This window comes from Bacillus sp. B.PNR1, assembly GCF_030386235.1.
In the GTDB taxonomy this organism is placed as follows: Bacteria; Bacillota; Bacilli; order Bacillales; family Bacillaceae; genus Bacillus; species Bacillus stercoris.
Genome location: NZ_JANYMN010000002.1, coordinates 16,629 through 43,056, shown reverse-complemented (window position 1 = coordinate 43,056; position 26,428 = coordinate 16,629). Strand labels below are relative to the sequence as shown.

Sequence of the window (26,428 nt, the reverse complement as noted above, 5' to 3'; positions counted from 1 at the left end):
GTTGAGCACTGCAATTCATATAAAACCATCCTTTATTCTTCCGATTTCAAACATCCTCGAGTCTGTTTATACTTTTATCTTAGCACCGTCGATATATGATGTATAATGCATATAAAATATTCTTTTGATGCTTATATGTAATAAGGGAGGAATGATGATTGGAATGGGAACAACTTGAATATTTTCAAACCCTGGCCCGGATGCAGCACGTGACGAAAGCCGCAAAAAGCCTCTCCATCACACAGCCTGCACTTTCACGCTCTATCGCCAGGCTGGAGAATCATTTAGGCGTCCCGCTTTTTGACAGGCAAGGACGATCCATTACCTTAAATCAATACGGACACATCTTTTTGCGACGGGTGCAGGCGATGATGAAGGAGTACACCGAAGGAAAAGAAGAAATCCAAGCTTTATTAAAGCCAGACCAAGGCGTAGTCTCTCTCGGTTTTTTGCATACATTAGGCACTACGCTCGTGCCCGATCTCATCGGCTCCTTTCAGCAGGAATACCCCAACATTGCCTTCCAGCTGAAGCAAAACCACTCTTATTGGCTGCTTGAACGATTAAAATCCGGTGATCTCGACCTCTGTCTGCTCGCTTCGATTAAGCCTGAAAATCCGATCCAATGGATCAAGCTATGGAGTGAAGAGCTCTTTTTATTTGTGCCAATTGATCACCCATTAGCCAATCGTGAGAGCATTACCCTGACCGAGATTGCCGGGGAACGGTTCATTTTATTGAAAAAAGGCTACGCGCTTCGAATGACGGTCGATGAGCTGTTTGAGAAGGCTGATATACAGCCGAACATTATGTTTGAAGGAGAAGAAGCCGCCACTGCCGCAGGTTTTGTGGCAGCCGGACTGGGCATATCTATTCTGCCAGACCTGAAAGGCTTAGACCAAAGCAAAATCGCCAAAATCCGCGTCAGCTGGCCGGAATGTCAGCGTGTCATAGGGATTGCCTGGATAAAAGGCAGATTTTTATCACCGGTTGCTGAGACCTTTAAACAATATGTCATCAGCCATTTTTCGGAGTAAGGGAGGATTCAAGCATGAAGGTCAAAAAAATCACGTCAGAACAAGATTTACATACAGCGTTTGAAATCAGAAAGACAGTATTTGTAGAGGAGCAAGGCTGTCCCATTTCGGATGAATTCGATGAGTTCGATACACTCCACGGTGACTGCCGGCACATTCTGGCTTATCATCAGAATGTACCCGTTGGCACTGCACGCGTCCGTATCGTTGGCCACGCGGGAAAACTGGAACGAATCTGCATTCTGAAGCCTTACCGCAAATTCGGTCTGGGAAAAGTAATCGTCGGTGCATTAGAACGTATTGTGAAAGAACAAGGTTTTTCTGCCTTCAAACTGCACGGCCAGACACAGGCGGCAGGCTTTTATGAAAAGCTAGGCTATCAGACTGCATCAGAAGAATTTATGCTGGATGGCATTCCGCATGTGCTGATGACAAAACAGGACGATTCTGCGCTATAGATTATTCACAAATTTGTCACTTATGAGCATGAACGGTTCATTGGTATACTAATCACCGATTATAGAGAGAAGGAATGATTGTATGCCAGCAAATAAAAAAGAAGGCCTTATATTTGGCGTGATGATGTGCTTTGGAATGGTCTGCGTCATGTCGATTTACAACGCCATCATTAACGGAGCCATTCAGGATTTTTCAATGATGACCGTTTTTGAAATGGCCATCGGTTTTATGGTCGCCCTCCTGTTAGATTTACTGTTAGTGGGCCCCCTCGCCAAGAAGATTGCATTCAGCATGCCGTTCGACAAGACTAAAAAAATATATGTCATCCTTGCCATGTCAACTTGTATGGTGATCGGCATGGTGCTTTGTATGTCTGTGTTCGGTTTAGTGACAGCGGTTCTGGCAAATGGGCTGAACGGAGACAGCCTCTTCAGCACTTATCTTATGATTGTGTTGAAAAATTTCATCCTAGCTTATCCGTTGCAATTACTGATTATGGGCCCATTAGTAAGAGGGATTTTCATGAAATTTGTAAAACCAAAGCTCACAGCTGCAGTTTAACTAGAAAAGGGGTGAGCCTGACGCTCACTCCTTTTTCTAACGAATCAAATGTAAAACAAGCTCCGCAAAAGCCTCTGCGGCAGGCAGCTGCCATTTTTTCTTTTTGAGTAACAGGTGTGAGTAAATCGGATCGAGGGCTTCACCATGCTGAAGAATTTTCAGCTTAAGTTTTTCACTTCCATTAATCCCTATACCTTACCACATAGTTTTTATACAATTCTTCGTTATAAAGAATTTCTGCGCCATGTGAAGAGCAAATGAGCGTTGGTTTGATTTGATCTATGATTGAGCCGCTATCGATGTTCTCATTTATATCAACACTGAATCTTCTTATAGGTGGGTGTAAATCCTCCTTACTCGTGATAAAAAGGTCGCCCGTTAATAGAGTACGATCGATTTTATGATAATACACGACATGCCCCGGGGAATGTCCGGGTGTTAAATCATATTGCAGAGGCAAGTGAGCAAGCGTTTGCTCTGTCAGCGGCTGAACAATATGGGCTACCCCTGTGTTCTCTGCTTCATTTTTGTTTGGATAAGGCGCTTCTCCATTGATATATATAAGTTCTTTCTGGTGGGCATAAATCGGAAGATCAAATCTCTCTAACCATTTTGATGCACCTCCGATATGATCACTGTGGCCATGGGTAAGCAAAATGGCTTTTGGATTGCCGATCGCTAACGCTGCCCTAATTTGAGCATCAGCAAAACGTTCTATCCCCGTATCAACAATATAAACATCATCGCCATCTTTAATAAACCAAGTATGAACCGGGACACGAAGGGGAACATCAAGCTCAAATTCACATTGAAAGACATGTTCTGATAGTTGTCTCAAGTTCATCAAAACCACTCCCTTTGGAAATTTCTTGCTATCATTACTGTAATACAAATCAATTCAATATGTAACTACGCACGTTTTTGTAACTTGCATTGTGAAATGATCGAAACAGGAAATTGGCCCTTCCCGGACTCATATTTGGTTCTGTCGATAAGGTACATTTTGTACATTAATAATCCCTTTTGTTCCCCTTCTTCACATACTCCCAATCACGTTCTACATTTTTCCTCACTCTATGAAGGAGTGCAGAAATGGTTTCCTTTTCCTCATGTGTAAAACCAGACAAAGCGACTTCCGTGGAATGTTCTCCTTCTCTTCTTAACAAGGGATACACCTTTTTCCCTTTCTCAGTCGGGAACAATTTTTTTATTTTTTTATTTTGCTCATCTGGCAGTTTTTGAATAAATCCCTGCATTTCCAGCTTCTTAATGGCCCGCGCGGCCGTTGTCCGGTCCACTTTTATCATTTCCGCCAGCTTCTCTTGAATAATTCCCGGATTTTCATATATGCGTACGAGATAGAGATACTGCCCTCTTGTTAAGTCCAAATCTTTAAATTCGATATTGCTTATGGAATCCAACGCTCTTGCTATCATGCCGATTTCACGCAAAATATCATTCATTCTAAAACTCCTCACGTATTTTTGTTGTAATTACAACAAAACTGTTTTAACCTTACTATTATAAGACCACATGCATGCTGGACAGTCCAGACTAATATCAGAAAAGGATTGATTTAGATGAGTATAAAAAGAATAACAACTGAAGCGGATTTACATGAAGCTTTAAAGATTAGAAGAGGCGTTTTCATTGAGGAGCAACATGTGTCTGAAGCCGATGAGTTCGATGAATTTGATACGCTTCAGGAACAATGCCAACATATCTTGGTATATCATGAGAATCAGCCTGTCGGCACCGGCCGTGCGCGCATCGTTGGCCATACAGCAAAGCTGGAAAGAATCTGCATCCTAAAACCTTACCGTAAGTACGGATTGGGGAAGATCATCGTAAGCGGGTTAGAGGAAATCATGAAAGAAAAAGGACTGACTTCATATAAGCTGCATGGTCAAACACAAGCGGCAGGCTTTTATCAAAAACTGGGCTATCAGACTTCTTCACAGGAATTTATGGAGGACGGCATCCCTCACGTCTTGATGACAAAAGAAATATCGCGGAATATAACATGAAATATATGTATTACGGAATAGGCATACTTATATTAAGTTTGGGCATTTCCTTAACCATACAATCAGGACTGGGCACATCATCCTTCGATGCCCTTTTGGTTGGTCTGTCAAAAGAAATCGGTCTTACCGTAGGAAGCTGGGAGGTCCTTATTTCTGTGATCCTCTTAATCTGCAACGCTATATTAACGAGAAAAAAACCTATTTTGCTGGGCTTGATTACAGCATTCATTACTGGAATAGGCATTGACCTATGGTTGTTTGTTGTAAAAAACACCATCTATCTAAACGCGTTGTTAAGCAAACTGATTTGTTTCGGAATTGGTTTGGTGCTCATCGGTCTTGGAACAGCCATCTATCTTCAGACGAAGTTTGCATCAACGCCCATCGATCATTTGACACTTATTATCCGAGATCTCACCAAAAGAACAATCTTGTTTTCAAGAACATTGGTATACGCTCTTTTCTTAGTATTAGCCATCATCTTTAAAGGCCCTATCGGCATCGGAACCCTATTAACCGTCTGTTTGGGAGGAATGCTCCTTCACGTTTTTATGCCTATTGTGGAAAGACATTTCTTATCAAAGAATAGAAGAGGTTATTAAGAAACCTCTTCTCGATCCAAAAAACGAAACGCAAAACAAGCCCCGTTTCGTTCGTCAATTCTTTATCTCTGGTACTGTTGAGATTTTATAATCAATTAAAATTTATAGTACCAAAAAATCGCAATTTCATTTGCTGTTGGAAAGTTGGAATAAAGCATCGTATCAACCGCACCTATTATAAAGTGATGTTTGGCATAAAAATGACAAGCTGAAACATTAATATCTTGGGTTTCAAGCATAAGACCACAAAAATGATTCTCCTTTGCCCACTCAATCGCTTTATGTAATAATGCTGTTCCAACACCTTTTTTTCTATAGTCTTTTGCCACGGCAATGTCCTCTATTAGTGCATACCCATTCCAGTTAGAACGGATCTTAATCCGGCCAATGCAGTTGTTTTCAAGATAATATAAAAAAGCCGCTTTCCCCTCTTCTTCAACATAACTAACATCCATGTCATCATCTTCATATTGTTTAAAATAAGGTTTGGAAAATCGTTCCTCAGTATATGTCCAAACACCGTTTTCAAAAGCAGGTATCATTCTCCCAAAAACAACGAAAGGTTCGTTTGGTTTATTAAAATCTTTCATATTCAAATGAGTCATTTTCATGATCATATCAATCTCCGCCAATCGAGAAATATTTAGAAAAATCATTTCGACACTATTCAATAACAGCTTCCAAAAGTGCACTCTTTAACATTACCTTTTATATAGCGATTTTTCTATTTCACTATCATAATGAGGTATTTCACCAGAAAGGCTTGTGGTACATTAAAAAGGAACAGAAACAAGAGAAAAGAAGATGATCCCATGCCCACTAATAATAAAACTCGCCCACACCCCTGTTGTCTAGTACCCATGGAAAAAGGAAGCTTCGCCAAAGCAAAAAAACTTATATTAGTAAGGATGAGAAACAGCTTCTGCCATTGGTGACATCTCTATTGAAGCATCCATAGGACAACCAAGGATCGCTCTTTGATTTTTCCAAGAAGAAATGAGAGTGAATAAAGGAGTAATGGAGTATGTTAACAAGAGAAGACATCTTTAAACACGTCAAAGAAAAATACGGCACATCGCCTGATTATCCGTGGGAGAAATACCCAAACTATGCTTCTTTGAGACATGAATCAAACAAAAAATGGTACGGTCTTATTATGAATGTTCTCCCGGAAAAATTAGGCTTGGAAGGACGTGACGAAATAGATATTCTAAATCTAAAATGTCCCCCTGAAATAAGTGATAGCTTAAGAAATGGCAAAAATATCTTTCCTGGATATCATATGGATAAGGAACATTGGATTTCACTTGTTTTGGAACGAACAGATCCAGCAGGCGAAATTTATTACTTAATCGAGCAGAGCTTTCATTTAACCAAGTGAAGATAAAGAGAGTGTCCTGCTAATCAAGCTACGAAGATTAGTGGACACTTTCATTTTAGGATATTGTTCTTCTCTCTGTCCACAAACGCAACTTAGTCCATCTGGTGCGAGAGTGGGAGAAGAATTTCTACCAACTTCTTATATAAAAGGATGAATAGTTATGACAAATAACTTAAAACAGAGAAGAATAATTTTAGATTTAGCAGTTACTTTAGATGGTTTTATTGAAGGGAAAAATGGAGAAGTTGATTGGTGCATTATGGACCCTGATATGGGGTTTACTGATTTCTTAAATCAAATTGATACTATTTTATATGGTAGAAAAAGCTACGATTTATGGGGACAATATATTCCAAAAAATGAAGACCCTGATACAGAAAAGGAAATTTGGAAATTAGTTCATAGTAAAAAGAAATATGTTTTTTCCAGAACACAAAATGAGATTGATAATCAAGCCATATTTATAAATGATAATATTCTTGAAGAAGTAAATAAATTGAAGAAAAAGCCTGGTAAAGACATCTGGCTATATGGTGGAGCGAGTCTCATTACAACTTTTATAAATTTGGGGCTTGTTGATGAATTTAGATTATCTATTCACCCTGTTGTTTTGGGACAAGGAAAACCGTTGTTTATTGATGTAAAACAGAGGATAAATTTAAAAATGGTGAATACAAGAACATTTTCCTCTGGCGTTGTGCAAATCGTTTATCATTGGAATGGCTAAAAAAATCTTTCCCTCCAAAATATACATTGTAAGGTAACACTCGACAGTTATTTTTCTTATTGAACTAAAGGGGAATCCTAAATAATGGGTTCCCCTTAATACTATGGAATTATCAACATCGAATTTTAACAGAGCCCAAAATATCTTTTCCTGTAATAAAAGAAAAGAAGACTGAAAAGGACAAATTAACATAATTAAACATTATAGTATATTTTATTCTCCCTCTTTTAAGTAAATCAGCTAAGTTTTGTATTTATAAAAAAACGAAAGAAGATGATCCCATGCCCACTAACAATAAACCCAATAGATTAATCGCTGAGAAGTCTACTTATTTTACTTCACATGCTCACAATCCTGTTGACTGGTTCCATGGGGAGAAGAAGCCTTCGAAAAAGCAAAACGCGAAAACAAACCCGTTCGTCAGCATCGGTTATTCGACTTGCCATTCGTGGCCTAGGATAATCCACTCGTGCGGAACTCCATTAACAGAAGCCATTTTAAACGATAATACCATGTGTTCTAATAATACAGTTTACCTTTTATGTCATTCATTATCTAAAACCTGTAATCCGTAACCATGCGGTAGCAGGTTTTTTTTATTTACTTGACTTAGAGTTAACTCTAAGTTGTAAACTAACTCTAATCAAAAGAGAGGGATGATGTTTGTTGTATTCCATTAGTAAAGCTGCTGAGAAGACTAGTATTAGCTCGTATACATTAAGATATTACGAAAAGATTGGGTTACTTCCCCCACCAAAACGAAAAAACAGTGGAAGGCGTTTTTATACAGAGACTGATATTCAGTTCATGACATTCCTGAAAAGTTTAAAGGAAACAGGTATGTCTTTGGAGGATATTAATGAGTTTGTCAAAGACGGCTGCATTTTGGAAAAAATCAATTCAGATGTTAAATCAGCACAACTCTCCCCATCTATAAATAAACGTATTGAGATTTTAACCAAGCACTTAGAGAAAATGGAGATTAAAAAAAGGGAGCTGGAAGAAGTAATTTCTACTACAAAAGGAAAACTGGATACATATTATTCAATTTTGAAAGAGGAAGTGGAAAACAAATGAAACATTTAAATATATATCTGATGTTAATTGGCTTCTCTATTTTTACAGGAGCTACTTTTAATCTTGCAAAATATACGGTAGGATATTTTTCTCCATCGTCCTCTGCGGCATGGCGTTTCGGTTTAGCTGCTGCGGTGATGCTCCTCATTTTGATTTTTACTGAAGGTATAAAGAAGAGTCAATTACGGAAAAACGCCGTTTCATACATTGTTCTCGGAATTATAGGAATATTTGGATTTAACGCCTTGTTTTTTATTGGTTTGAAATACACATCTCCCGTTAACGGAGCATTAATAATGGGGCTGAATCCTTTATTAACAGCAATTCTCGCTCGAATTATCTTAAAGGACAACATGACAAAAAAACAAGTGCTCGGCATATTCTTTGCATTCATCGGTGTATTGCTAGTCATTACACAAGGTTCTATCGAAACCATTAAAACCTTATCAATTTCAGGCGGAGATTTAATAATCTTTACAGGTAACGTTTGTTGGGCACTTTATGGTGTACTTGGACGGCGGTTTGTAAAAGATGGCACTCCGCTATCTACAACCACTTATACGATGGTTATCGGGGCTGTTAGTTTAATAGTAGTTTCATTATTTACATCCAAACCTGTTTCTTTATCGAACATCCCGATTGGAGTTTGGGGGGCAATTGCCTTTATGGCTTTCTTTACAAGCGTTTTGGGTTACCTATGGTGGAATCAGGGGATTAAGGAGATTGGGGCAGGTAAAACATCTTTATTTTTCAACCTTGTTCCCGTTGTAACGATGATTATTTCATTTGCCATTGGCACACCGATAAAGGTATTTCAAGTTATTGGGGCTGTGTTAGTTATAATAGGCGTTTTAACTGCTTCGGGGGTAATACGTATTCCTAAGTACAATACTAGAGAACAGTCAGCTGTATAAAGAAGCAGGGATTATTTTTGAGAAAATGTGTTAAGTTAAATATAAACTAATTACAGAAAGCAGGTGATCCCATGCCAAACAAAAGTAAACCCAATAGATTAATCGCTGAGAAGTCTCCTTATTTACTCCAACACGCCCACAATCCCGTAGACTGGTTCCCTTGGGGCGAAGAAGCCTTCGAAAAAGCAAAACGCGAAAACAAACCGGTTCTTGTCAGCATTGGTTATTCGACATGCCATTGGTGCCACGTGATGGCCCATGAAAGCTTTGAAGACGAAGAAATCGCGCGTCTTCTCAATGAACGGTTTGTGGCGATTAAGGTCGACCGGGAAGAACGGCCGGATGTGGATTCTGTTTATATGCGAATCTGCCAGCTGATGACCGGGCAGGGCGGCTGGCCGCTGAATGTGTTTATTACGCCTGATCAGAAGCCGTTTTACGCGGGTACATATTTTCCAAAGACGAGTAAATTCAATCGTCCTGGTTTTGTTGATGTGCTTGAGCATCTGTCTGAGACGTTTGCGAACGACCGCGAGCATGTCGAGGATATTGCGGAGAACGCCGCTAAACATTTACAGACCAAAACAGCTGCAAAATCTGGTGAAGGTCTTAGCGAGTCAGCAATTCACCGGACATTCCAGCAGCTTGCCAGCGGGTTTGACACGATCTACGGCGGTTTCGGGCAAGCACCGAAATTTCCGATGCCTCATATGCTGATGTATTTGCTGCGTTATTATCACAATACAGGGCAGGAGAACGCTCTATACAACGTGACGAAAACGCTGGACAGCATGGCGAATGGCGGCATTTACGATCATATCGGCTATGGGTTCGCCCGCTATTCAACCGATGACGAGTGGCTCGTTCCCCACTTTGAAAAAATGCTCTACGACAATGCGCTGCTGCTGACCGCTTATACCGAAGCCTATCAGGTCACGCAAAATAGCCGCTATAAAGAGATTTGTGAGCAGATCATTACGTTCGTTCAGCGGGAAATGACCCATGAAGACGGAAGCTTTTTCTCCGCTTTAGATGCGGACACAGAAGGAGAAGAAGGAAAGTACTACGTATGGTCAAGGGAAGAGATTCTAAAAACGCTTGGAGACGAACTCGGAACTTTGTATTGCCAAGTGTATGACATCACTGAAGAAGGAAACTTTGAAGGCAAAAATATTCCGAACCTCATTCACTCAAAGCGGGAACAAATCAAAGCGGATGCCGGGTTAACTGAAGAAGAGCTCCGCCTCAAGCTTGAGGACGCAAGACAACGGCTCTTGAAGACACGCGAAGAAAGAACCTATCCGCATGTCGATGATAAAGTGCTGACCTCATGGAACGCGCTGATGATCGCGGGTCTCGCCAAAGCAGCAAAGGTATTCCAGGAACGGAAATATCTCAGCTTAGCGCAAGACGCCATTACATTTATTGAAAAAAATTTAATCATCGACGGCCGTGTGATGGTCCGGTATCGAGACGACGAAGTGAAAAACAAAGGCTTTATCGACGATTACGCTTTTCTCCTATGGGCCTATCTCGATCTCTATGAAGCTTCGTTTGATCTTTCTTATTTACAAAAAGCGAAGAAACTGACAGACGATATGATCGGCTTATTTTGGGATGAGGAGCATGGCGGATTCTATTTTTCCGGGCATGATGCAGAAGCCTTAATCGTACGGGAAAAAGAAGTGTACGACGGCGCCGTGCCTTCCGGAAACAGTGTGGCAGCCGTTCAGCTGCTGCGTCTTGGACAAGTCACAGGCGACTTATCACTGATTGAAAAAGCAGAAACGATGTTTTCTGTATTCAAGCCGGATATCGACGCGTATCCGAGCGGCCACGCTTTCTTTATGCAAAGTGTGTTAAGGCATCTGATGCCTAAAAAAGAAATCGTGATTTTTGGCAGTGCAGACGACCCAGCCAGAAAACAAATCATAACGGAGCTCCAAAAAGCCTTTAAGCCCAACGACTCCATTCTGGTGGCAGAGCAGCCCGAGCAATGCAAAGACATTGCGCCATTTGCAGCAGACTACCGCATCATAGACGGCAAAACAACCGTGTATATTTGTGAAAACTTTGCCTGCCAGCAACCGACAACGAATATCGAAGAAGCCATCCAAACGTTAATAAGCAGCAAGGATTAAGACCCTTGCTGCTTACTTTTTGATTTCTTATGGTACCATAAAGCGATCCCCGCAAACACAAGGTTGACCGCAATCGTCAAGAAAGCCTCCCACATTGGGTTCCCCCGCGTAACCGTAAATAGAGAAGGAATTCCTCCATACACACTGTTTTTTTCTGTGATAAACATACACAAAAACATATTATTCGCAGCGTGGGCGCCAAGTGAGATTTCAATACTGCCAGTTTTAATCGTGTAATAGGTCCACACAAAACCAAATGTTAAATACTCAATTCCTGCCCAGACAGCTCCATTGTTCATTTCTGGATTCGCAAAATGCAATACGCCAAACAATCCCCCGACAATCAATGTCAAGATAAGAGGATTTTTCGTCAATCTCCCGAAGGCTTGAAGCAAAAATCCCCTGAAAAACAATTCCTCAGCTGATGTCTGAATCGGAACCAAAATGAGGGCTGCTGCAAGCAGCCAGATAAACCGCGTGGCATCAAAGGCTTGCATTGAATAATTGTCTGGATGAATCGCAAAATCAATCAATTGTACGGCGATCATCAGCAAGAAATAAGCCATAAAACCAAAGGAAATTCTCCGCCAATTCATCTTTGAATTCGGTGTAATCACCGTTCGGAAGGGCCGCTTCAAAATAAAGCGCACAGCCAGCCAAACTCCAGGAATGGCGAATAAATAAATCACATGGGACAAATAAATATCAACGAGAGGATCACTCAGCACAGCTTCATCCAAATCAAACGTGATATTGGGATTCACAATAACCGTGAACAGTATAGCGAAAAGGTAAGCTATATTCCCGAATACATATAACCCTACCATCACCAAAAAAGCGAAAAAATATCTCCACAACGTATTGTTTCCTTCTATAGGACGGATAAATGAATTCATTCCTTCTATGTCTCTTCCTTTCAATGAGAATATTACTATATATTTGCATAAATTGGTCTATGAATCTACTGTTTTGGAAATCTTTTAAGCAAAATGCACGGAAAAAGTGCGAATTTAGTTCTCCCATCTAGTGATTTGAACTCTGTCGCCAATGAACCAAGATACTTATAATATTCCCAAGAGGGGAATTATCAGTCTTTTCTTACTACTTTAAAAGGGGGTTTTTTATGAATACGATCTTCAATCAGAAGAATGCACATCCTTTCTCAAACGCAGCGAATCGTTTAGACCGCCTTCCGATTTCACGCGTTCATTTCCAAGTGTTAACCGCTCTCGGCATTGTTTATTTCTTTGATCTCGCAGATTTATTTACCCTCAGCAATGTAGCACCGGCACTGATCGAGCATTGGGGCATTCCGCTTTCAACCATTGCCAACGTGACGGCGGCTTCATTTTTAGGCATGTTTTTAGGCGCTTCGCTGGGCGGACGGCTGTCCGATCGAATCGGCCGCAAAAAAGCCTTAAATCTATTTGTCTTTGTTTTCTCAATCGCATCGCTGTGCAATGCTGCGGCATGGGACATTCCATCTTTAATGACATTCCGTTTTCTCACCGGATTTGGTGTCGCAGCAGCCATGGTCATTACGAATAGCTATTTGGCGGAGTTTTTCCCTTCAAGTGTACGTGGAAAATATATTTCTTTTTGTGCCATGATTGGATTGATCGGCGTCCCGATCACCAATATTGTGTCTGCCTTTGTCATACCGCTCGGTTCATGGGGATGGAGGCTTGTATTTGTATGGGGTGCCGTCGGCCTTATTTATTTTTTCTTCATCCGCCGTCTGGAAGAGTCACCTCGCTGGCATGAAAATCGCGGTGAATATGTGAAGGCTGACGCGATCCTCAATCGAATTGAGACGCAGGTTGAACTGGAGAAAGGCCCGCTTCCGGCACCGGCTCAGCCTAAAGAAAACAGTTCTGTTCAACAGCATGCCGGTTACGCAGGATTATTGAAAGGCAGAAACCTCAAAATCACCATTATTTTATCTGCTGTATGGATTTTTGAAACGTTTGGGTTTTACGGGTTTGCCTCATGGGTTCCAAGCCTGCTAAAAAGCAATGGCGTCACCATGGAAAATACATTGTGGTATAACGTATTGCATTCTGTCGGCGCTCCGTTGGGCGCACTGCTCGGCTCCATGATTTCTGAGAGATTTCAAAGAAAGTGGATTTTAGCTGCCAGCGCGTTTCTGACGGCCATCGCAGGGCTCTTATATGGCATGACTTTTATTCCCATCATGATCATTGTGTTTGGTTTTATCGTGAATATCACAGAACGGGTTTTCACCTCGAACTTATACGCCTATACATCTGAACCTTATCCGACTGAATACCGCTCGTCCGGCAGCGGATTAGCCTACGGTCTGGGCCGTTTTTCAAACATTTTCGGCTCATTGCTTGTCGGATTTATTGCCGTTCAGCTCGGCTATGTCAGCGTCTTCTTGTTTATAGGCGGCTGCTGGCTCGCATGCTCCTTGCTGTTAATCTGCTTCGGCCCTAATACCAATGCGAAACAAATTTAAAAAAGTCAGTGCGGAGCTGCCGCACTGATCTCTTTACAATTCCTTCAATATCCTCGCAGGGTTTCCGCCTACAACAGTGTTAGCGGGCACATCCTTAGTCACAACAGATCCTGAAGCAATCACCGCATTATCACCAATTGTCACTCCTGGGTTAATCACTGCCCGGCCTCCGATCCAAACTTGATCTCCAATTGTCACAGGCTTACCGAACTCCTTCCCGGACTTTCTTTCAATCGGATCGAGAGGATGGCCGGCCGTGTAGATATGTACACCTGGCGCAATCAAACAATGACGGCCGATACGCACCTCACACACATCTAAAATGACACAGTCAAAATTAACAAATGTGTGATCTCCGATATGAATATGATAGCCATAATCACAGCGAAATGTCGGCAGAATCGTGACTTGATCCCCAACCGAACCGAGCAGCTCCTTCAAAAGCTCTGTCCGCACTGCATCATCTTCCGGTGTTTCGTTATATTGTCTAATCAGCTGTCTCGCATGCTTGCGTTCTAGTAATAGTTGTTGATCTTCCGGATTGTATAATTCGCCGGCTGCCATTTTTTCTTTTTCTGTCCTCAGCATTCAAGTCACTCCAGATGTTAAATTGTAATTTCAATTAAGTTTCCTTCATCATCTTCAATCACACTTTCATAGTAGCCGTCTCCCGTTGTCCTTGGGCCGTTTACTACTGCGAAACCGTCCTTCTTCAATCGAACAGTCAGTTCATCAACCTTCTCCCGGCTTCCTACGGAAAAGGCAATGTGTGCCCAGCCTGTCATTGTTTGTGAAGGCGGATCGGTCACATTCCCTTTTTTCATAATCTCCAGCCTTGCTCCGGAATCAAACGTAATAAAATAAGATTTAAAATCCTTTTTCTCATTATGATACAAATCATTCGCTTTGCCATTAAAATACGTTTCATAAAAAGACTTCATTCGCTCTAAATCATTGACCCAGATCGCTGTATGTTCAATCCGCATGTCTTTTCCTCCTTTACCTTCAATGAAGTTATAACGTATGAAATGCATTTCAGTTCAAGCTTTTTTCTCAAAGTTATGCTGAATTTTGATATCAACAGGTTCATCCTGCAAAAAAAGAGAAAATGCGGCGGTGCCAAGCTGCTCAAGATTCAAATCGAGCGATGGAAATCCAAGAACACGGCTGATAGAAGTATTTCCCTCACCTATGATTTCAACATCCCAATTATTCTTCTGGGCAAATAGATGAATTCCAGCTGCCACTTCATCACTGTTTGCATAAATAGCAGTAGGAACCCGTTCGCTCGTATAAAAGTGCTCAGCTGCCCGCTCACCGTTATTCATATCATTGCATCCAGACAGCATATGGCGGTCTTCCAGCCTTCCGCAAACGGATTGATAGGCAGAAGCTTTATCAGCCGTGCTTGGGCTCCTGTCGACTTCTCTGACGCATGTAAAAGCGATATTCTCATGTCCGCGGCTTTTTAGATAGCGAAAGCTTTCTGCATAAGCAGCTTTTCTGTCGTTATACGCACATGGGACATCAATGTCACCGGTTTCCTCACAAGCGATGATCGGCCCATATTCCTGATAAGCTAAAATCTTGTCCCAATGATTGGCGCGGGAAGTAATAATGAGGCCGTCAATTTTCTTTGTTTTTAACAGCTCTAAATATTTGATTTCAATAGCGGGGTTATAATTGGTGGGGAGAAGCGTCGTTGCATACTCCTGCTGAAAAGCAGCCTTGGTGATTCCGTTCACGATTTTATCAAAACAGGGATGATCGCTATAAGGCAGAATCACACCGACCGTATGGGTTTTCCCGCGAATGAGATCGATTGCGGTTCGATTTGGTGTATAATTCAATTCCTTCATGACTTGATGCACAAGCTTTCTCTTTTCTACAGACACATACGGATGATGATTCAATACACGCGAAACAGTTGAAACAGATACATTTGCCAGTCTTGCAATCTCTTTTATATTTGCCATCCTCTTTCTCCTTTTTCATATAAAAAAAGCAGTAAGTGTAAAATCCTTACTGCTATCTCATCATATATTGATGATAAGTTCAACAGGACAATGGTCGGAACCCATGACATCCTTTGATATGCCGGCATCTTCAATCTGTTCCTTAAGGCTTTCAGAAACAACAAAATAATCAATGCGCCAGCCGATATTTCTGTCCCGGGCGCCGGCACGATACGACCACCAGGAATAAGCGCCTTCAAGATCAGGATAAACATGACGGAAGGAGTCAACATAGCCAGCCTCTAATAAACGAGAGAATGCCCCTCTTTCTTGATCGGAAAATCCAGCGTTCTTCCGGTTCGCCTTTGGATTTTTTAAATCGATCTCCTGGTGAGCCACATTCAAATCACCGCATAAAATGACCGGCTTTTTCTTATCCAATTCAAGAATATAAGACAACAGAGCCTCTTCCCATTGCATGCGGTAATCGATTCGCTCTAATCCCCTTCTGGAATTGGGCGTGTAAATGGTCATCACAAACACGTTTTCAAATTCCAGCGTAATCACTCTGCCTTCTTGGTCATGCTCTTCTATTCCGATACCGTACATGACACGCAGCGGCTCTTGCTTAGAAAAAACAGCTGTGCCGGAATATCCTTTTTTCACTGCATAATTCCAATACACATGATAGCCCTCAGGCTGGAGATCAACCTGTCCGTCCTGTATCTTTGTTTCCTGAAGACATATGATATCTGCATCCTCTTCTTTCAGATAAGAGAGGAAATCCATTTTTCTCATCACAGCCCGCAGGCCGTTTACATTCCATGAAATCAGCTTCATGTTTCATCCCCCTATAAAAAAGAGCAAGAACCCAAAGGTCCTTGCTCTTTACGTATCAGCTTACTCACCGCTTACGTATGGAAGTAAAGCCATTTGACGTGCGCGTTTGATCGCTGCAGTCAATTTACGTTGGTATTTAGCGTTTGTTCCAGTTACACGACGTGGTAAAATTTTACCGCGCTCAGAAACAAACTTTTTAAGAAGATCTACATCTTTGTAGTCGATGTGCGTGATGCCGTTAGAAGTGAAATAACACACTTTACGGCGTTTCGCACGACCGCCTCTGCGTCCTCCTGCCATTGTCATTTCCCTCCTTTCTTTTTCATTTTAGGCGATAATCACATTAGAATGGAAGATCATCATCCGAGATGTCAATCGGTTTGCCATCGTTGGCAAATGGGTCATCATTAAAGCTGTTCCCCTGATTGCGTCTCTGGTTGTTTTGATTTCCCCCGAATGGATTATCATTTTGGCCTCCGCCAAAGTACTGGCCTCCGCCGCTGTTTCCTTCGTTGTATCCACCTGAACCAGAACCGCCGCCGTTTTTCGGCTCAAGAAATTGAACACTTTCAGCTTGGACCTCTGTCACGAAGACACGCTGTCCTTGCTGGTTTTCATAGTTTCTTGTTTGTAAACGGCCATCTACGCCTGCAAGGCTTCCTTTTTTCAAGAAGTTTGCAACGTTTTCGGCTTGTCTTCTCCAAGTGACACAATTAATGAAATCGGCCTCACGTTCTCCAGACTGGTTCGTAAATGTACGATTCACAGCAAGAGTAAACGTAGCAACAGCCGCACCGTTTGGCGTATAACGAAGCTCTGGGTCTTTTGTCAGTCTTCCGACTAATACAACTCGGTTAAGCATAAGAAAGACCACCTTTTACCATTATATATTTCAAAATTGCTTATTCTTCTTCTTTAACAACAATGTGGCGAATGATATCGTCACTGATCTTAGCTAGACGGTCAAATTCTTGAACTGCCGCAGCATCAGCTTGAACGTTTAAGATTTGGTAGAAACCGTCGCGGAAATCGTTGATTTCGTAAGCAAGACGACGTTTACCCCAATCCTTTGTTCCAGTGATCTCCGCACCGTTAGAAGTCAGAACGTTGTTGAAACGCTCGATAACTGCTTTTTTAGACTCATCGTCAATGTTTGGGCGGATAATGTACATAACTTCGTACTTTCTCATCTGTTTGCACCTCCTTTTGGACTAAGCGGCCCATAATGGGCAAGGAGCAATAATTCTATTACTCACAATTTTATATTATACCAAAGCTCTTGTCCCTTTACAACTGCATCCTAAACATTAAATCGGAAATGAATAACATCTCCGTCTTGGACAACATATTCTTTCCCTTCGAGGCGGACTTTTCCTGCTTCTTTGGCTCCTGCCATACCGCCGCCCGCAAGAAGATCCTCATAAGCAACTGTCTCAGCGCGAATGAAGCCTCGCTCAAAGTCACTATGAATAATTCCTGCACACTCAGGGGCTTTCATGCCTTTTTTGAATGTCCAAGCTCTGACTTCCTGCTCTCCCGCCGTGAAGTATGTTGCAAGGCCAAGAAGAGAGTAAGACGCTTTGATCAGCTGATCAAGACCTGATTCTTGAATGCCCAGCTCTTCCAAGAACATTTGCTTTTCTTCGCCTTCAAGCTCAGCAATCTCGGATTCGATTTTCGCACACACAACGATTACTTCTGCGTTTTCGCCGGCAGCGTACTCGCGAATCTTTGCTACATTTTCATTGCCAGATGGATCAGCCACTTCATCTTCACTTACATTGGCCACATACAAAATAGGCTTCGAAGTCAGTAAATGGAGCTGCTTCACAAGCTTTTGCTGCTCTTCAGTGAATTCTACAGATCGAGCAGGCTTTTCACTCTCAAACGCTTCTTTCAGTTTAGATAAAATCTCAAACTCATATACAGCGTCTTTATCTTTTTGTTTCGCAAGTTTGCTGACGCGTGTAATCCGCTTTTCAACCGTTTCCATATCGGCGAGGATCAGCTCAAGGTTGATCGTTTCAATGTCATCAATCGGATCAACTTTTCCGGAAACGTGTGTAATGTTGTCATCGGAAAAAGCACGGACAACGTGGCAAATCGCGTCAACCTGGCGAATATGGGATAGGAATTTGTTACCGAGTCCTTCTCCTTTAGATGCGCCTTTTACAATCCCTGCAATATCAGTAAATTCAAAAGCAGTCGGCACAGTCTTCTTCGGGTTGACCAGCTCAGTCAGCTTTTGCAGACGATCATCAGGTACTTCTACAATTCCCACGTTCGGATCAATCGTACAGAACGGGTAGTTCGCTGATTCGGCACCGGCCTGTGTAATTGCGTTAAATAGTGTTGATTTCCCGACGTTCGGCAAACCAACAATTCCAGCTGTTAAAGCCATTCTTTCATCTCCTCTATATAAAACCGTCATTTTATGAACGTATTTTGAACCTAGAGCAATTATAAGGAGGTTCACTGGAAAAGACAAGCTGACAAAAAAGCATTTTCAGCCTGCCAATCCCTTTGATTATGCTTTTTTCAAGCCTACTAAACAGTCAAAAAGCGTACTTCCCATTCCATTATCAGAATTTGTATCATTTGTCAGTGCATTGACTGAACCTCCAAAAGCCGCCCACATGCCTTCATCTATATTAATCGTCTTCGCATGAGCCTGCTTCATCACTTTCACCGTTCCCTTCAAGCGTCCGCGGTCATTAAAGATGACAACCTCGTCTCCATCCTGAAGATCCTGCTCAGCCGCTATATCTGGAGAAATATCGACCTGAACGTGCTGAAGCTTTTCAACAAACGGCACATGCTGTGAATGGTTGGAACGCTGCGGGTGAATGGACAACAGCGTATAAGGATACTTTCCAGCTAACGCCTCATTATGGAAAACAGATTCTTCGGGCACATTTAATTGAAGCAAGCCGCTAAACCCTTTTTGCTCAGCTAGTGACGAAGTAAATTCAAATTTCCCGCTCGGCGTCAAAAACTTATAATCATCCCACGGAACCTGCTTGACCGGGAGAGGGAGGTGGCCTTTTTCTTTTAAACGCTCGAGTGTCACACCTTCTGCTTCCAATGAAGAAAGCCCCATCTCTAGAAATTCTTCAGTACTATGCTCAAACAGCTCGCCAAACCCAAGACGTTTTGCAAGCTCTGACCAGATCCAGCTGTCCGACTTCGCTTCACCTTGGGGCTCCACAAGTTTTTTTCCGTACTGAACATAGTGGTGATACATACTGGAATAGTAGATATCCTCTTCTTCAAAAACAGTGGCAGTCGGCAAAACATAATCACACAGCTTTGCGGTATCTGTCATAATGGAATCAATGGCTACCGTCATTGGAACCTTTTCAAAAGCTTGTCTGACTTTGTTTGTATTCGGCACCTGAGTCAGCGGATTTCCGCACGTCACAATCATCATCTCAATCGCAGGATCAGCAGCGGTCAACACTTCTTCAGCCTGCGTCATCATTGAGAATGAACGTGATGCTGTTTTTAATTCCGGCAGCGTCAGCTTTGTTTTAGCAAAGCTCTCGCCAATCTGGACATTTCCGAAATTCGCGCCGCCGCCCTTAATTCCGACATTTCCGCTTGCCGCAACGAGTGCATCAATCCAGCGAATCGTTCCGCCGCCGTTTTTATATCGCTGCATGCCTAGCCCCATAAAAGTAGACACCGGACCATCTGCATACAAACCGGCCAAATACTCCAGCTCCTCCATAGAAGTTTCTGTTTTCACAATAAACTCTTCCAGAGAAACAGTTTTCAATAGCTCTTTCACATCATCAAAACCGACAGAGTGCTCAGAAATAAACGTTTCATCCGTTCTTCCCGTCTCAATCAGAACCTTCAAAACGGCTGCCGCAAGCCAGCCATCCATTCCCGGCTTGACAGAGATATAGCGGTCGGCAAGCTTAGCAGTCGGATTGAAGATCGGATCAATCACCGTAATCGTGGCGCCCTTCTTTTTCACCTGCTGCAAGTGATGGTATAAGTGCATATTTGTTCTGGATACATTTCTTCCCCACACAACAACATGCTTGCTGTTGTAAATATCAAGCGGGCCGTGCCCGTACGAACGGCCAAAATCCCAGCTTTGCGCCTCGATGCCAGAGCCCCAGCATATGCTTCCGACGATTTCAGTCACACCGCCATATCCATTAAAAAAACGCTGATCAAGCGCTTTTAACAAACCATTATTCGCATAATCATGGCTGTGCAAAACAGCAGTCGTCTCCGACGTTTCCTTGATCTCCCGAAGTTTATCGGCAATTTCATCAAGTGCCTGCTCCCAAGAAATCCGCACAAACTCGCCATTTTGTTTTTTCATCGGATAGCGAAGCCGATCAGGCGAATTTGTTTTTGTCTCAAGCATTCTGCCGCGGCCACAGATTTTGCCCTCCGTAATCGGATGGTTTGGATCCCCGTCCACTTTCGTTACCTTTCCGTCTTCAACAGTCACCAAAAAGCCGCAGCTGTCCCAACAATTCAGCGGACATGCCGACTGATGCACTTTGCTCATCGCCGTCTTCTCCTTACCTTCTATATGAAAAAGCATGAGTGTCGGCCTATTTATGAAGTAGGCTCCTCATGCTTGACTAGTACTTTTTTTAGTTTTCTTTCAAATTCTTTTCTCGGAATCATAACACTGTGAGAGCATCCCTCACACTTAATACGAATATCCATTCCCATGCGTATAATTTTCCAGCTGTTCGCTCCGCATGGATGCGGTTTTTTCATTTCTACGATATCATTCAGGCCAAAGTCTTTATCCGCCAAGACCCTTCACCTCTTTTCATAAACTGCTGTATCTATTGTACAAAAAAACTGATCATAAGAGCAATCAAGATACCTGAAAAGAAATACATCCTCTTATTTCCATTTACTTAAAATAGGATATAAGAGAAGACAAACTAACAAATACAAATTTAACATCCCGTATATCGGGTACAAAAACGCGATCAAATCAGAAAATCCTAAAGAAGTAAAAGGTACCATTAACACTAACAAAATCAACACAATCAACCATCTCGGCATATGAACAAACCCCATCAGCCGGCTGGACAGCCCCAGCAATCCCGCTACCGTCGTCGTGTAAATGGCCAGACACAGCACCGCCGTCATACATAAAAAAAGGACATAAGGCGCACCCTCCAAAACGGCAAACAGCGGTATTTCAAACTGAGAAAGGGAGCCCGCCAGCTCCACTAACGTTTCATTATAAACAAATGAGATCACGCCAAAAATGAGACCGCTTGCCACACTTGCGATTTTCGCTTCTCCGAGTCCTTTCATCTCTTTCCCAACAGAGGATAAAATCGCAACAACTGAAAGGATGTTTAAAGAAGTAAACGTTATGCTCGCAGGCCAGTTATACTGCTGAGACAAATCAATCGTCCACGTATGGTGATGTGTGCTCTGAAAGGAGATCAGCGCATATAAAAGGCCCGCTACTAACACAGGAATCAAAATACTATTTATAGATAATATTCCTTTCACATCCCACAAAAACAAACACACTGTCACGATGCAAATCAGCGCGATTCCCCACCAGAAAGGAAGCTTGTACATCTGCAGGGTCACACCGCCTCCGGCAATCATCACCATAGTCGTCGAAAACAAATAAAAAATGATGAGAACATCATAAATTTTCGCCAGCCACGGCCCCATTAAATGCTCCAGAACCGGCAGAAAATGAGTGGATTGAACCTTAAAACTGATTTTCATCACAATATAAGACGAGAAAATGAACATGATTGTAAACAGCAAAATAGCAAGTCCGCTTTCCGCCCCAAAAAACTGCCAAATCTCCTGACCGCTCGCATATCCGGCCCCGATCAGGCTCCCTAATATGAGCAGCATCCACTTCATTCCGGCTCTCCACAACATCATCACCTCATAGACAAAGATCAGCTTGTTTCCGTTATTGTTACTATATAAATAAAAGAAGGTAAAAATGCCATATTTTCATAGACATTTGAACACAAGCTGAAATTACCATCCGAAATACTCATAATAAAAGACTGCTGATGCAGGCAGTCTAAAAAAATATCATTTTGCCGCGGAATGAAGGAATGAACCTCATTAACCACCATAGCTTGATCATGATCGAGGCAATGGGGGACAATATTTGTAATTCACCCACTAACCATTCATATCATAACCTCTACTTTTTTAAAATCTCCGGTGTCATACACAAAGCATAAAAAACCGTACTGCTGGATATACTGTAAACAACCTTACATAACGAAACACACACCATAGCAATTCTGTTACCTACTATAACAAGGAAGTGAAACCTATGAATCGAAAAGGCGGGCTTTTTTCCTCTCAGGAACGAGTAAAACAATACGTTTCACATACAGATGCAGCTGCAGCAAAGCAAATCCAAACCATTCTTTCTTCATCCTTACGTAAAGCTGCCGGCAAACCAATTGTCGTGGTTTGTATCGGAACAGACCGTTCAACCGGTGATTCATTGGGCCCGCTCGTAGGAATGAAACTCAAACAGATGCGGCTCACCAGATTCCATGTCTACGGAACTTTATCTGATCCCGTCCATGCTGTGAACATGAAGGATAAAATCAGTGACATTCATAAATTACATAAAAATCCATTTGTTATAGCGGTCGATGCATGCTTAGGCCGCGTTAAGAGTGTGGGTTCATTTCAAATCGGAGACGGGCCATTAAAGCCTGGAGCCGGTGTGCAAAAAGACCTTCCTGAAGTGGGAGATCTTCATATTAACGGAATCGTGAATATGAGCGGTTTCATGGAGTATTTTGTATTGCAAAACACAAGACTCAACTTGGTCATGAATATGGCCAATGTTCTCGCGGAAGGATTGAGTTTAACAGATCGGACAGAGTGGAGGCAAGAACGCCTGAATCCGCTGCAAAGGCTCACTGGGCGCATATAAAACAAAAACCATCTTCGAATGAAAGATGGTTTCTTCATTTATGATTCTCGTTCAGACAAAAGCTCTAAAATCCGATCAAGATCTTCATTGGAGAAAAATTCAATTTCGATTTTACCTTTTTTCTTCTGTCTTTTAATATTAACTGTTGTTCCAAAATAATTTTGGAGATAGGATTCCCGTTCTTTTAGAACCGCGTCTTTCACAGGTTCTTTTTTCTTTGTTTCACGTGGAACATTCTGATTTAACTGCTGAATCAGTTGCTCAAGCTGGCGAACATTAAGCTGCTCCGCAATAACTTTTTGTACAAGCGGTTCAAGCTTATTTTTGTTTTTTAATCCAAGAAGCGTGCGCCCATGTCCCATAGAAAGCGTACCTTCGGCAATAAGCTGCTGAATATTTTCTGGCAGTGTCAGCAGTCTTAAATGATTCGCAATATGCGGTCTGCTTTTCCCAAGACGTTTGGCAAGCTGTTCTTGCGTGAGATCTAAGTGTTTCAGCAAAGAGTCATATGCCTGTGCCTCTTCAAGCGGAGATAAATCTTCGCGCTGAAGGTTTTCTAATAAAGCAATTTCCCTCATTAATGCCTCTGATAATTCACGGACAATCGCGGGAACTGTCTCTAAACCCGCCAGCTTTGCTGCCCGAAAACGCCGTTCCCCCGCAACAATATCATAGCCTTTTAAAGATTTTCTGACGATAAGCGGCTGAAGAATGCCATGCTGCAGCACTGATTCTTTAAGTTCAGCTAATGCCTCGTCATCAAAGTGTTTTCTTGGCTGATAAGGATTAGGGCGTAAATCGGCAATTTTAATTTCTTCAACTGTCTCTTCAGACAAATCGACCTGATTAAATAACGCATTAATCCCTTTTCCAAGGCCTTTAGCCATTCGCAGCCACTTCCTTTGCTAAATCTAAATATACTTCCGCACCTCTTGACCGCGGATCGTATAAAATGATGGGTTTTCCGTGACTCGGTGCCTCACTCAGACGGACATTACGCGGAATAACTGTCTTATATACTTTATCTCTAAAATACTTTTTAACCTCTTCAATCACTTGAATGCCAAGGTTTGTCCGAGCATCAAGCATTGTCAGCAATACACCTTCAATCATTAAATCCGTATTCAAATGCTTTTGCACAAGACGTACTGTATTTAATAACTGGCTGAGCCCCTCCAAGGCATAATATTCGCACTGTACAGGAATCACAACGGAATCCGAGGCAGTAAGGGCATTAATCGTCAGCAGCCCTAGTGATGGCGGACAATCAATGATAATGTAATCATAATTTTGCTTTACTGCTTCAAGTGCTCTCTTCAATCTCACTTCTCTTGAAATTGTAGGAACCAGCTCGATCTCAGCCCCGGCAAGCTGAATCGTCGCAGGGATCACGTCCAAGTTCTCGACTGTCGTTGCTTTAATAATATCTATAACATCTGCATCATCTACTAAAATATCGTACACACACTGCTCTACATCGGCTTTTTCAATCCCTAATCCGCTTGTCGCATTTCCCTGCGGATCAATATCTACCAGCAGAACCCTTTTCCCTATGTAAGCCAAACATGCCCCAAGGTTGACAGACGTCGTTGTTTTGCCGACCCCGCCTTTTTGGTTCGTAATTGCTATGATTTTTCCCACGATGTCACCTACTTTCACATGAACATGTACTATCTTGCTTCTATTCTATCAAAAAAAGATTAAAGCGTTTCATTTTTTTCATTATTTTGTTCCGAATCAGAAGGGAAATAATTGAAAATTCAAGCACGTTTTATGCTTTCTCTTATAAATTCTACAATTTCTATGTTTTTTTGACTTAAAAAAGGAATTTCTTAAAGAAAAAAAGAAGAAGTCACAGTAACAGAACGCGGAAACAGGACGGTGAGAGAATGGTTTATCAAACAAAGAGAGATGTACCCGTTACGCTGATGATTGTGTTTCTCATATTACTGATACAAGCAGATGCCATTGTTCCTTTTGTGCTGGGAAATATGAGAGTTTCGGGCTGGGTCATTTTTATTCTGCTGACTCTTTTAAACGGACTCATCATATGGAGCTTTATTGATTTGAAATATGTATTGAAGGAGCACCACCTGATCATTAAAGCCGGACTGATCAAACATCAAATTCCTTACGAAACAATCGATAAAGTGATCCAAAAAAAGAAGCTGTGGTCAGGTTTCCGTCTTATCGGCTCACGTCATGCCATCACGGTCTACTATCAGGGAGGATGGGGACATGCGGTGATTTCACCGCAAAATACTGAAGAATTTATCCACAAGCTCAAAGAAAAGAATTCTAATATAACAATTCTCACTAAAAGTAATTAATTGCCTTTTTCAATGAATATAAAAAGCTCTCCTGCTTTTCAGGAGAGCTTTTATTTTGGTATGCGAATCGTTAATTGAATATATTCTTCAAATTCTTCTTCTTCCGTATTCAATTTTACACCACTGTCCTCCACCATTGATAGTGACTGGCGAATCGTGTTCATCGCAATTCTTGTATCTCTGCTGAACGCTTTGCGTCTCGGCTTTGGCTTTCTCTGGCCTTGCTCCAGCATTTTCACCACGCGGTCTTCCGTCTGCTTTACATTTAAACTTTTCTCAATAATCTCTGTGAGCAGTGTGACTTGGAGCTCAGGCTGTTTCAGCGGAATCAGCGCTCTGGCATGACGCTCGGTGATTTTCTTCTCCATAATCGCGTCTTGGACCGGCTGAGGCAGCTTTAATAACCGGAGCTTATTCGCGATTGTAGACTGCCCTTTTCCTAAACGCTGTGCGAGTGCCTCCTGTGTTAAATCATGCAGCTCAAGCAGCCTAGCATAAGCATGGGCTTCCTCAATAGAAGACAATTCTTCCCGCTGCAAGTTTTCAATTAACGCCACAGAAGCGGTTTCCGTGTCGGAAAAATCCTTAATAATCGCCGGAATCTTTTCCCACTCAAGCGATTGCACCGCTCTCCAGCGTCTTTCACCTGCAATGAGTTCGTATTGGCCTTCTTCTTCTGTATGCCTAACAACAATCGGCTGAATAATGCCGTGTGTATGAATGGTCATTGCTAACTCTTTGATTTTTTCATCTGAGAAAATGGTGCGTGGCTGAAAACGGTTGGGAACGATAGCATTTACCGGTATTTCCAGAATCTCTTCTTTGTTTGTATCATGTTCAGCAATCTCCGGCTCCTGTTCCTTCTCACCAAGCCCGAAGAAACGAGAGAATGAATGCTTCATGTACCTACACCACCTTTAAAAACTGCCATTTTTATAATTCTATTTTCTCATGGTTTTTCCTGCTATAC

Annotated in this window: 32 protein-coding genes and 1 pseudogene; 14 read left to right on the top strand and 19 right to left on the bottom strand. The window is 42.0% G+C overall.

From position 1 onward, the window contains the following. The first annotated feature begins 158 nt into the window (after nt 1-158). From NZD81_RS11520 to NZD81_RS11510, 3 genes are all read left to right on the top strand, one after another. Nucleotides 159-1,037: a LysR family transcriptional regulator gene (locus NZD81_RS11520; protein ID WP_014666119.1), complete on the top strand. Its 879-nt coding sequence runs from the start codon at nt 159-161 to the stop codon at nt 1,035-1,037. A 14-nt stretch (nt 1,038-1,051) separates the two neighbouring features. Continuing rightward, complete coding sequence (locus NZD81_RS11515) at nt 1,052-1,495, top strand: GNAT family N-acetyltransferase (RefSeq protein WP_282373878.1); 444 nt, start codon at nt 1,052-1,054, stop codon at nt 1,493-1,495. A gap of 82 nt (nt 1,496-1,577) precedes the next feature. After that, nucleotides 1,578-2,057, top strand: coding sequence for a DUF2798 domain-containing protein (locus NZD81_RS11510; protein WP_040081151.1), 480 nt, complete (start codon nt 1,578-1,580; stop codon nt 2,055-2,057). Between the two features lie 36 nt (nt 2,058-2,093). Here the strand turns inward: NZD81_RS11510 and NZD81_RS11505 are convergent. From NZD81_RS11505 to NZD81_RS11495, 3 genes and pseudogenes are all read right to left on the bottom strand, one after another. Further along, nucleotides 2,094-2,222: pseudogene (locus NZD81_RS11505) on the bottom strand (LysR family transcriptional regulator); the annotation flags it as partial. Nucleotides 2,223-2,238: 16 nt separating this feature from the next. Next, a complete protein-coding gene (locus NZD81_RS11500) occupies nt 2,239-2,901 on the bottom strand; it encodes an MBL fold metallo-hydrolase (protein WP_040081149.1) in 663 nt (220 codons plus the stop codon). A gap of 166 nt (nt 2,902-3,067) precedes the next feature. Beyond that, entirely contained in the window at nt 3,068-3,520 is a 453-nt protein-coding gene (locus NZD81_RS11495; RefSeq protein ID WP_040081147.1) for a MarR family transcriptional regulator, read from the bottom strand. A 117-nt stretch (nt 3,521-3,637) separates the two neighbouring features. Between NZD81_RS11495 and NZD81_RS11490 the strand changes: the two genes are divergently transcribed. Both NZD81_RS11490 and NZD81_RS11485 read left to right on the top strand, forming a co-directional pair. Continuing rightward, nucleotides 3,638-4,084 (top strand): GNAT family N-acetyltransferase, encoded by a 447-nt coding sequence (locus NZD81_RS11490; RefSeq protein ID WP_014666124.1) that lies wholly within the window; start codon nt 3,638-3,640, stop codon nt 4,082-4,084. Further along, on the top strand, nt 4,081-4,686 hold the full coding sequence (locus NZD81_RS11485) for a YczE/YyaS/YitT family protein (RefSeq protein WP_282373881.1): 606 nt from the start codon (nt 4,081-4,083) through the stop codon (nt 4,684-4,686). The genes NZD81_RS11490 and NZD81_RS11485 overlap by 4 nt, the downstream gene beginning before the upstream one ends. A gap of 95 nt (nt 4,687-4,781) precedes the next feature. Here the strand turns inward: NZD81_RS11485 and satA are convergent, their stop codons facing one another. Further along, nucleotides 4,782-5,303 (bottom strand): streptothricin N-acetyltransferase SatA, encoded by a 522-nt coding sequence (gene satA, locus NZD81_RS11480; RefSeq protein ID WP_014666126.1) that lies wholly within the window; start codon nt 5,301-5,303, stop codon nt 4,782-4,784. Between the two features lie 407 nt (nt 5,304-5,710). Here satA and NZD81_RS11475 point away from each other — a divergent pair, with 407 nt between their 5' ends. The 6 genes from NZD81_RS11475 to NZD81_RS11450 all read left to right on the top strand — a co-directional run bounded on the left by NZD81_RS11475 (nt 5,711) and on the right by NZD81_RS11450 (nt 10,926). Next, nucleotides 5,711-6,067 (top strand): MmcQ/YjbR family DNA-binding protein, encoded by a 357-nt coding sequence (locus NZD81_RS11475; protein WP_147772783.1) that lies wholly within the window; start codon nt 5,711-5,713, stop codon nt 6,065-6,067. 160 nt (nt 6,068-6,227) lie between these two features. Then, nucleotides 6,228-6,794, top strand: coding sequence for a dihydrofolate reductase family protein (locus NZD81_RS11470; RefSeq protein ID WP_282373882.1), 567 nt, complete (start codon nt 6,228-6,230; stop codon nt 6,792-6,794). 281 nt (nt 6,795-7,075) lie between these two features. Then, nucleotides 7,076-7,369, top strand: a complete 294-nt coding sequence (locus NZD81_RS11465; protein ID WP_354669335.1) for a DUF255 domain-containing protein — start codon at nt 7,076-7,078, stop codon at nt 7,367-7,369. Nucleotides 7,370-7,457: 88 nt separating this feature from the next. Further along, on the top strand, nt 7,458-7,871 hold the full coding sequence (locus tag NZD81_RS11460; RefSeq protein WP_050982296.1) for a MerR family transcriptional regulator: 414 nt from the start codon (nt 7,458-7,460) through the stop codon (nt 7,869-7,871). After that, nucleotides 7,868-8,785, top strand: a complete 918-nt coding sequence (locus NZD81_RS11455) for a DMT family transporter (RefSeq protein WP_282373883.1) — start codon at nt 7,868-7,870, stop codon at nt 8,783-8,785. The genes NZD81_RS11460 and NZD81_RS11455 overlap by 4 nt, the downstream gene beginning before the upstream one ends. 71 nt (nt 8,786-8,856) lie before the next feature. Then, the gene (locus NZD81_RS11450) at nt 8,857-10,926 is read left to right on the top strand and encodes a thioredoxin domain-containing protein (protein WP_282373884.1); all 2,070 of its coding nucleotides are present in this window, start codon (nt 8,857-8,859) and stop codon (nt 10,924-10,926) included. On the opposite strand, the gene NZD81_RS11445 is transcribed toward NZD81_RS11450, so the two are convergent. Further along, a complete protein-coding gene (locus NZD81_RS11445; protein WP_289860559.1) occupies nt 10,923-11,822 on the bottom strand; it encodes a CPBP family intramembrane glutamic endopeptidase in 900 nt (299 codons plus the stop codon). The genes NZD81_RS11450 and NZD81_RS11445 overlap by 4 nt on opposite strands. A 227-nt stretch (nt 11,823-12,049) precedes the next feature. Here NZD81_RS11445 and NZD81_RS11440 point away from each other — a divergent pair, with 227 nt between their 5' ends. Then, nucleotides 12,050-13,405, top strand: coding sequence for an MFS transporter (locus NZD81_RS11440; protein ID WP_289860558.1), 1,356 nt, complete (start codon nt 12,050-12,052; stop codon nt 13,403-13,405). Between the two features lie 33 nt (nt 13,406-13,438). Here the strand turns inward: NZD81_RS11440 and NZD81_RS11435 are convergent, their stop codons facing one another. From NZD81_RS11435 to NZD81_RS11385, 11 genes are all read right to left on the bottom strand, one after another. Then, the gene (locus tag NZD81_RS11435) at nt 13,439-13,993 is read right to left on the bottom strand and encodes a sugar O-acetyltransferase (RefSeq protein ID WP_014666134.1); all 555 of its coding nucleotides are present in this window, start codon (nt 13,991-13,993) and stop codon (nt 13,439-13,441) included. 17 nt (nt 13,994-14,010) lie between these two features. Beyond that, entirely contained in the window at nt 14,011-14,391 is a 381-nt protein-coding gene (locus NZD81_RS11430; protein WP_014666135.1) for a VOC family protein, read from the bottom strand. Between the two features lie 54 nt (nt 14,392-14,445). Then, complete coding sequence (locus NZD81_RS11425) at nt 14,446-15,381, bottom strand: transcriptional regulator CcpB (RefSeq protein WP_205440446.1); 936 nt, start codon at nt 15,379-15,381, stop codon at nt 14,446-14,448. A 60-nt stretch (nt 15,382-15,441) separates the two neighbouring features. Next, nucleotides 15,442-16,200, bottom strand: a complete 759-nt coding sequence (gene xth, locus NZD81_RS11420; protein WP_014666138.1) for an exodeoxyribonuclease III — start codon at nt 16,198-16,200, stop codon at nt 15,442-15,444. 60 nt (nt 16,201-16,260) lie between these two features. Continuing rightward, nucleotides 16,261-16,500, bottom strand: coding sequence for a 30S ribosomal protein S18 (rpsR, locus tag NZD81_RS11415; protein ID WP_003219224.1), 240 nt, complete (start codon nt 16,498-16,500; stop codon nt 16,261-16,263). 43 nt (nt 16,501-16,543) lie between these two features. Then, nucleotides 16,544-17,062: a single-stranded DNA-binding protein SsbA gene (ssbA, locus tag NZD81_RS11410; RefSeq protein WP_003219228.1), complete on the bottom strand. Its 519-nt coding sequence runs from the start codon at nt 17,060-17,062 to the stop codon at nt 16,544-16,546. A 40-nt stretch (nt 17,063-17,102) separates the two neighbouring features. Beyond that, entirely contained in the window at nt 17,103-17,390 is a 288-nt protein-coding gene (gene rpsF / locus NZD81_RS11405; protein ID WP_014115888.1) for a 30S ribosomal protein S6, read from the bottom strand. A 110-nt stretch (nt 17,391-17,500) separates the two neighbouring features. Further along, nucleotides 17,501-18,601, bottom strand: coding sequence for a redox-regulated ATPase YchF (ychF, locus tag NZD81_RS11400; protein ID WP_014666140.1), 1,101 nt, complete (start codon nt 18,599-18,601; stop codon nt 17,501-17,503). A gap of 126 nt (nt 18,602-18,727) precedes the next feature. Then, nucleotides 18,728-20,731 (bottom strand): molybdopterin-dependent oxidoreductase, encoded by a 2,004-nt coding sequence (locus NZD81_RS11395; RefSeq protein ID WP_286314326.1) that lies wholly within the window; start codon nt 20,729-20,731, stop codon nt 18,728-18,730. 50 nt (nt 20,732-20,781) lie between these two features. Next, nucleotides 20,782-20,988, bottom strand: coding sequence for a DUF951 domain-containing protein (locus tag NZD81_RS11390; RefSeq protein WP_003219236.1), 207 nt, complete (start codon nt 20,986-20,988; stop codon nt 20,782-20,784). Nucleotides 20,989-21,081: 93 nt separating this feature from the next. Further along, the gene (locus NZD81_RS11385) at nt 21,082-22,098 is read right to left on the bottom strand and encodes a YkvI family membrane protein (protein ID WP_289860557.1); all 1,017 of its coding nucleotides are present in this window, start codon (nt 22,096-22,098) and stop codon (nt 21,082-21,084) included. A gap of 412 nt (nt 22,099-22,510) precedes the next feature. Between NZD81_RS11385 and yyaC the strand changes: the two genes are divergently transcribed. After that, nucleotides 22,511-23,128 (top strand): spore protease YyaC, encoded by a 618-nt coding sequence (gene yyaC, locus NZD81_RS11380; protein WP_289860556.1) that lies wholly within the window; start codon nt 22,511-22,513, stop codon nt 23,126-23,128. Nucleotides 23,129-23,166: 38 nt separating this feature from the next. Here the strand turns inward: yyaC and spo0J are convergent, their stop codons facing one another. Both spo0J and soj read right to left on the bottom strand, forming a co-directional pair. Continuing rightward, the gene (gene spo0J / locus NZD81_RS11375) at nt 23,167-24,015 is read right to left on the bottom strand and encodes a stage 0 sporulation protein Spo0J (protein ID WP_040081123.1); all 849 of its coding nucleotides are present in this window, start codon (nt 24,013-24,015) and stop codon (nt 23,167-23,169) included. After that, nucleotides 24,008-24,769, bottom strand: a complete 762-nt coding sequence (gene soj, locus NZD81_RS11370) for a sporulation initiation inhibitor protein Soj (RefSeq protein ID WP_003219244.1) — start codon at nt 24,767-24,769, stop codon at nt 24,008-24,010. The genes spo0J and soj overlap by 8 nt, the downstream gene beginning before the upstream one ends. 248 nt (nt 24,770-25,017) lie before the next feature. Between soj and NZD81_RS11365 the strand changes: the two genes are divergently transcribed. Then, nucleotides 25,018-25,458 carry a PH domain-containing protein gene (locus NZD81_RS11365; protein ID WP_289860555.1) on the top strand — a complete coding sequence of 147 codons (441 nt, stop codon included), beginning with the start codon at nt 25,018-25,020 and terminating at the stop codon, nt 25,456-25,458. A gap of 50 nt (nt 25,459-25,508) precedes the next feature. Here the strand turns inward: NZD81_RS11365 and noc are convergent, their stop codons facing one another. Then, nucleotides 25,509-26,360 carry a nucleoid occlusion protein gene (gene noc / locus NZD81_RS11360; RefSeq protein ID WP_014666147.1) on the bottom strand — a complete coding sequence of 284 codons (852 nt, stop codon included), beginning with the start codon at nt 26,358-26,360 and terminating at the stop codon, nt 25,509-25,511. Nucleotides 26,361-26,428 lie beyond the last annotated feature (68 nt).

Bases quoted from the DNA above. Each gene is read 5' to 3' on its own strand.
- NZD81_RS11450 (WP_282373884.1), top strand. From the start codon at position 8,857: ATGCCAAACAAAAGTAAACCCAATAGATTAATCGCTGAGAAGTCTCCT.
- NZD81_RS11435 (WP_014666134.1), bottom strand. From the start codon at position 13,993: ATGCTGAGGACAGAAAAAGAAAAAATGGCAGCCGGCGAATTATACAAT.
- NZD81_RS11490 (WP_014666124.1), top strand. From the start codon at position 3,638: ATGAGTATAAAAAGAATAACAACTGAAGCGGATTTACATGAAGCTTTA.
- noc (WP_014666147.1), bottom strand. From the start codon at position 26,360: ATGAAGCATTCATTCTCTCGTTTCTTCGGGCTTGGTGAGAAGGAACAG.
- NZD81_RS11385 (WP_289860557.1), bottom strand. From the start codon at position 22,098: ATGTTGTGGAGAGCCGGAATGAAGTGGATGCTGCTCATATTAGGGAGC.
- NZD81_RS11445 (WP_289860559.1), bottom strand. From the start codon at position 11,822: ATGAATTCATTTATCCGTCCTATAGAAGGAAACAATACGTTGTGGAGA.
- spo0J (WP_040081123.1), bottom strand. From the start codon at position 24,015: ATGGCTAAAGGCCTTGGAAAAGGGATTAATGCGTTATTTAATCAGGTC.
- rpsF (WP_014115888.1), bottom strand. From the start codon at position 17,390: ATGAGAAAGTACGAAGTTATGTACATTATCCGCCCAAACATTGACGAT.
- NZD81_RS11465 (WP_354669335.1), top strand. From the start codon at position 7,076: ATGCCCACTAACAATAAACCCAATAGATTAATCGCTGAGAAGTCTACT.
- satA (WP_014666126.1), bottom strand. From the start codon at position 5,303: ATGATCATGAAAATGACTCATTTGAATATGAAAGATTTTAATAAACCA.
- NZD81_RS11395 (WP_286314326.1), bottom strand. From the start codon at position 20,731: ATGAGCAAAGTGCATCAGTCGGCATGTCCGCTGAATTGTTGGGACAGC.
- ssbA (WP_003219228.1), bottom strand. From the start codon at position 17,062: ATGCTTAACCGAGTTGTATTAGTCGGAAGACTGACAAAAGACCCAGAG.
- yyaC (WP_289860556.1), top strand. From the start codon at position 22,511: ATGAATCGAAAAGGCGGGCTTTTTTCCTCTCAGGAACGAGTAAAACAA.
- NZD81_RS11475 (WP_147772783.1), top strand. From the start codon at position 5,711: ATGTTAACAAGAGAAGACATCTTTAAACACGTCAAAGAAAAATACGGC.
- NZD81_RS11430 (WP_014666135.1), bottom strand. From the start codon at position 14,391: ATGCGGATTGAACATACAGCGATCTGGGTCAATGATTTAGAGCGAATG.
- NZD81_RS11455 (WP_282373883.1), top strand. From the start codon at position 7,868: ATGAAACATTTAAATATATATCTGATGTTAATTGGCTTCTCTATTTTT.
- rpsR (WP_003219224.1), bottom strand. From the start codon at position 16,500: ATGGCAGGAGGACGCAGAGGCGGTCGTGCGAAACGCCGTAAAGTGTGT.
- NZD81_RS11470 (WP_282373882.1), top strand. From the start codon at position 6,228: ATGACAAATAACTTAAAACAGAGAAGAATAATTTTAGATTTAGCAGTT.
- NZD81_RS11515 (WP_282373878.1), top strand. From the start codon at position 1,052: ATGAAGGTCAAAAAAATCACGTCAGAACAAGATTTACATACAGCGTTT.
- NZD81_RS11500 (WP_040081149.1), bottom strand. From the start codon at position 2,901: ATGAACTTGAGACAACTATCAGAACATGTCTTTCAATGTGAATTTGAG.
- NZD81_RS11485 (WP_282373881.1), top strand. From the start codon at position 4,081: ATGAAATATATGTATTACGGAATAGGCATACTTATATTAAGTTTGGGC.
- NZD81_RS11495 (WP_040081147.1), bottom strand. From the start codon at position 3,520: ATGAATGATATTTTGCGTGAAATCGGCATGATAGCAAGAGCGTTGGAT.
- NZD81_RS11365 (WP_289860555.1), top strand. From the start codon at position 25,018: ATGGTTTATCAAACAAAGAGAGATGTACCCGTTACGCTGATGATTGTG.
- NZD81_RS11425 (WP_205440446.1), bottom strand. From the start codon at position 15,381: ATGGCAAATATAAAAGAGATTGCAAGACTGGCAAATGTATCTGTTTCA.
- NZD81_RS11510 (WP_040081151.1), top strand. From the start codon at position 1,578: ATGCCAGCAAATAAAAAAGAAGGCCTTATATTTGGCGTGATGATGTGC.
- NZD81_RS11440 (WP_289860558.1), top strand. From the start codon at position 12,050: ATGAATACGATCTTCAATCAGAAGAATGCACATCCTTTCTCAAACGCA.
- xth (WP_014666138.1), bottom strand. From the start codon at position 16,200: ATGAAGCTGATTTCATGGAATGTAAACGGCCTGCGGGCTGTGATGAGA.
- ychF (WP_014666140.1), bottom strand. From the start codon at position 18,601: ATGGCTTTAACAGCTGGAATTGTTGGTTTGCCGAACGTCGGGAAATCA.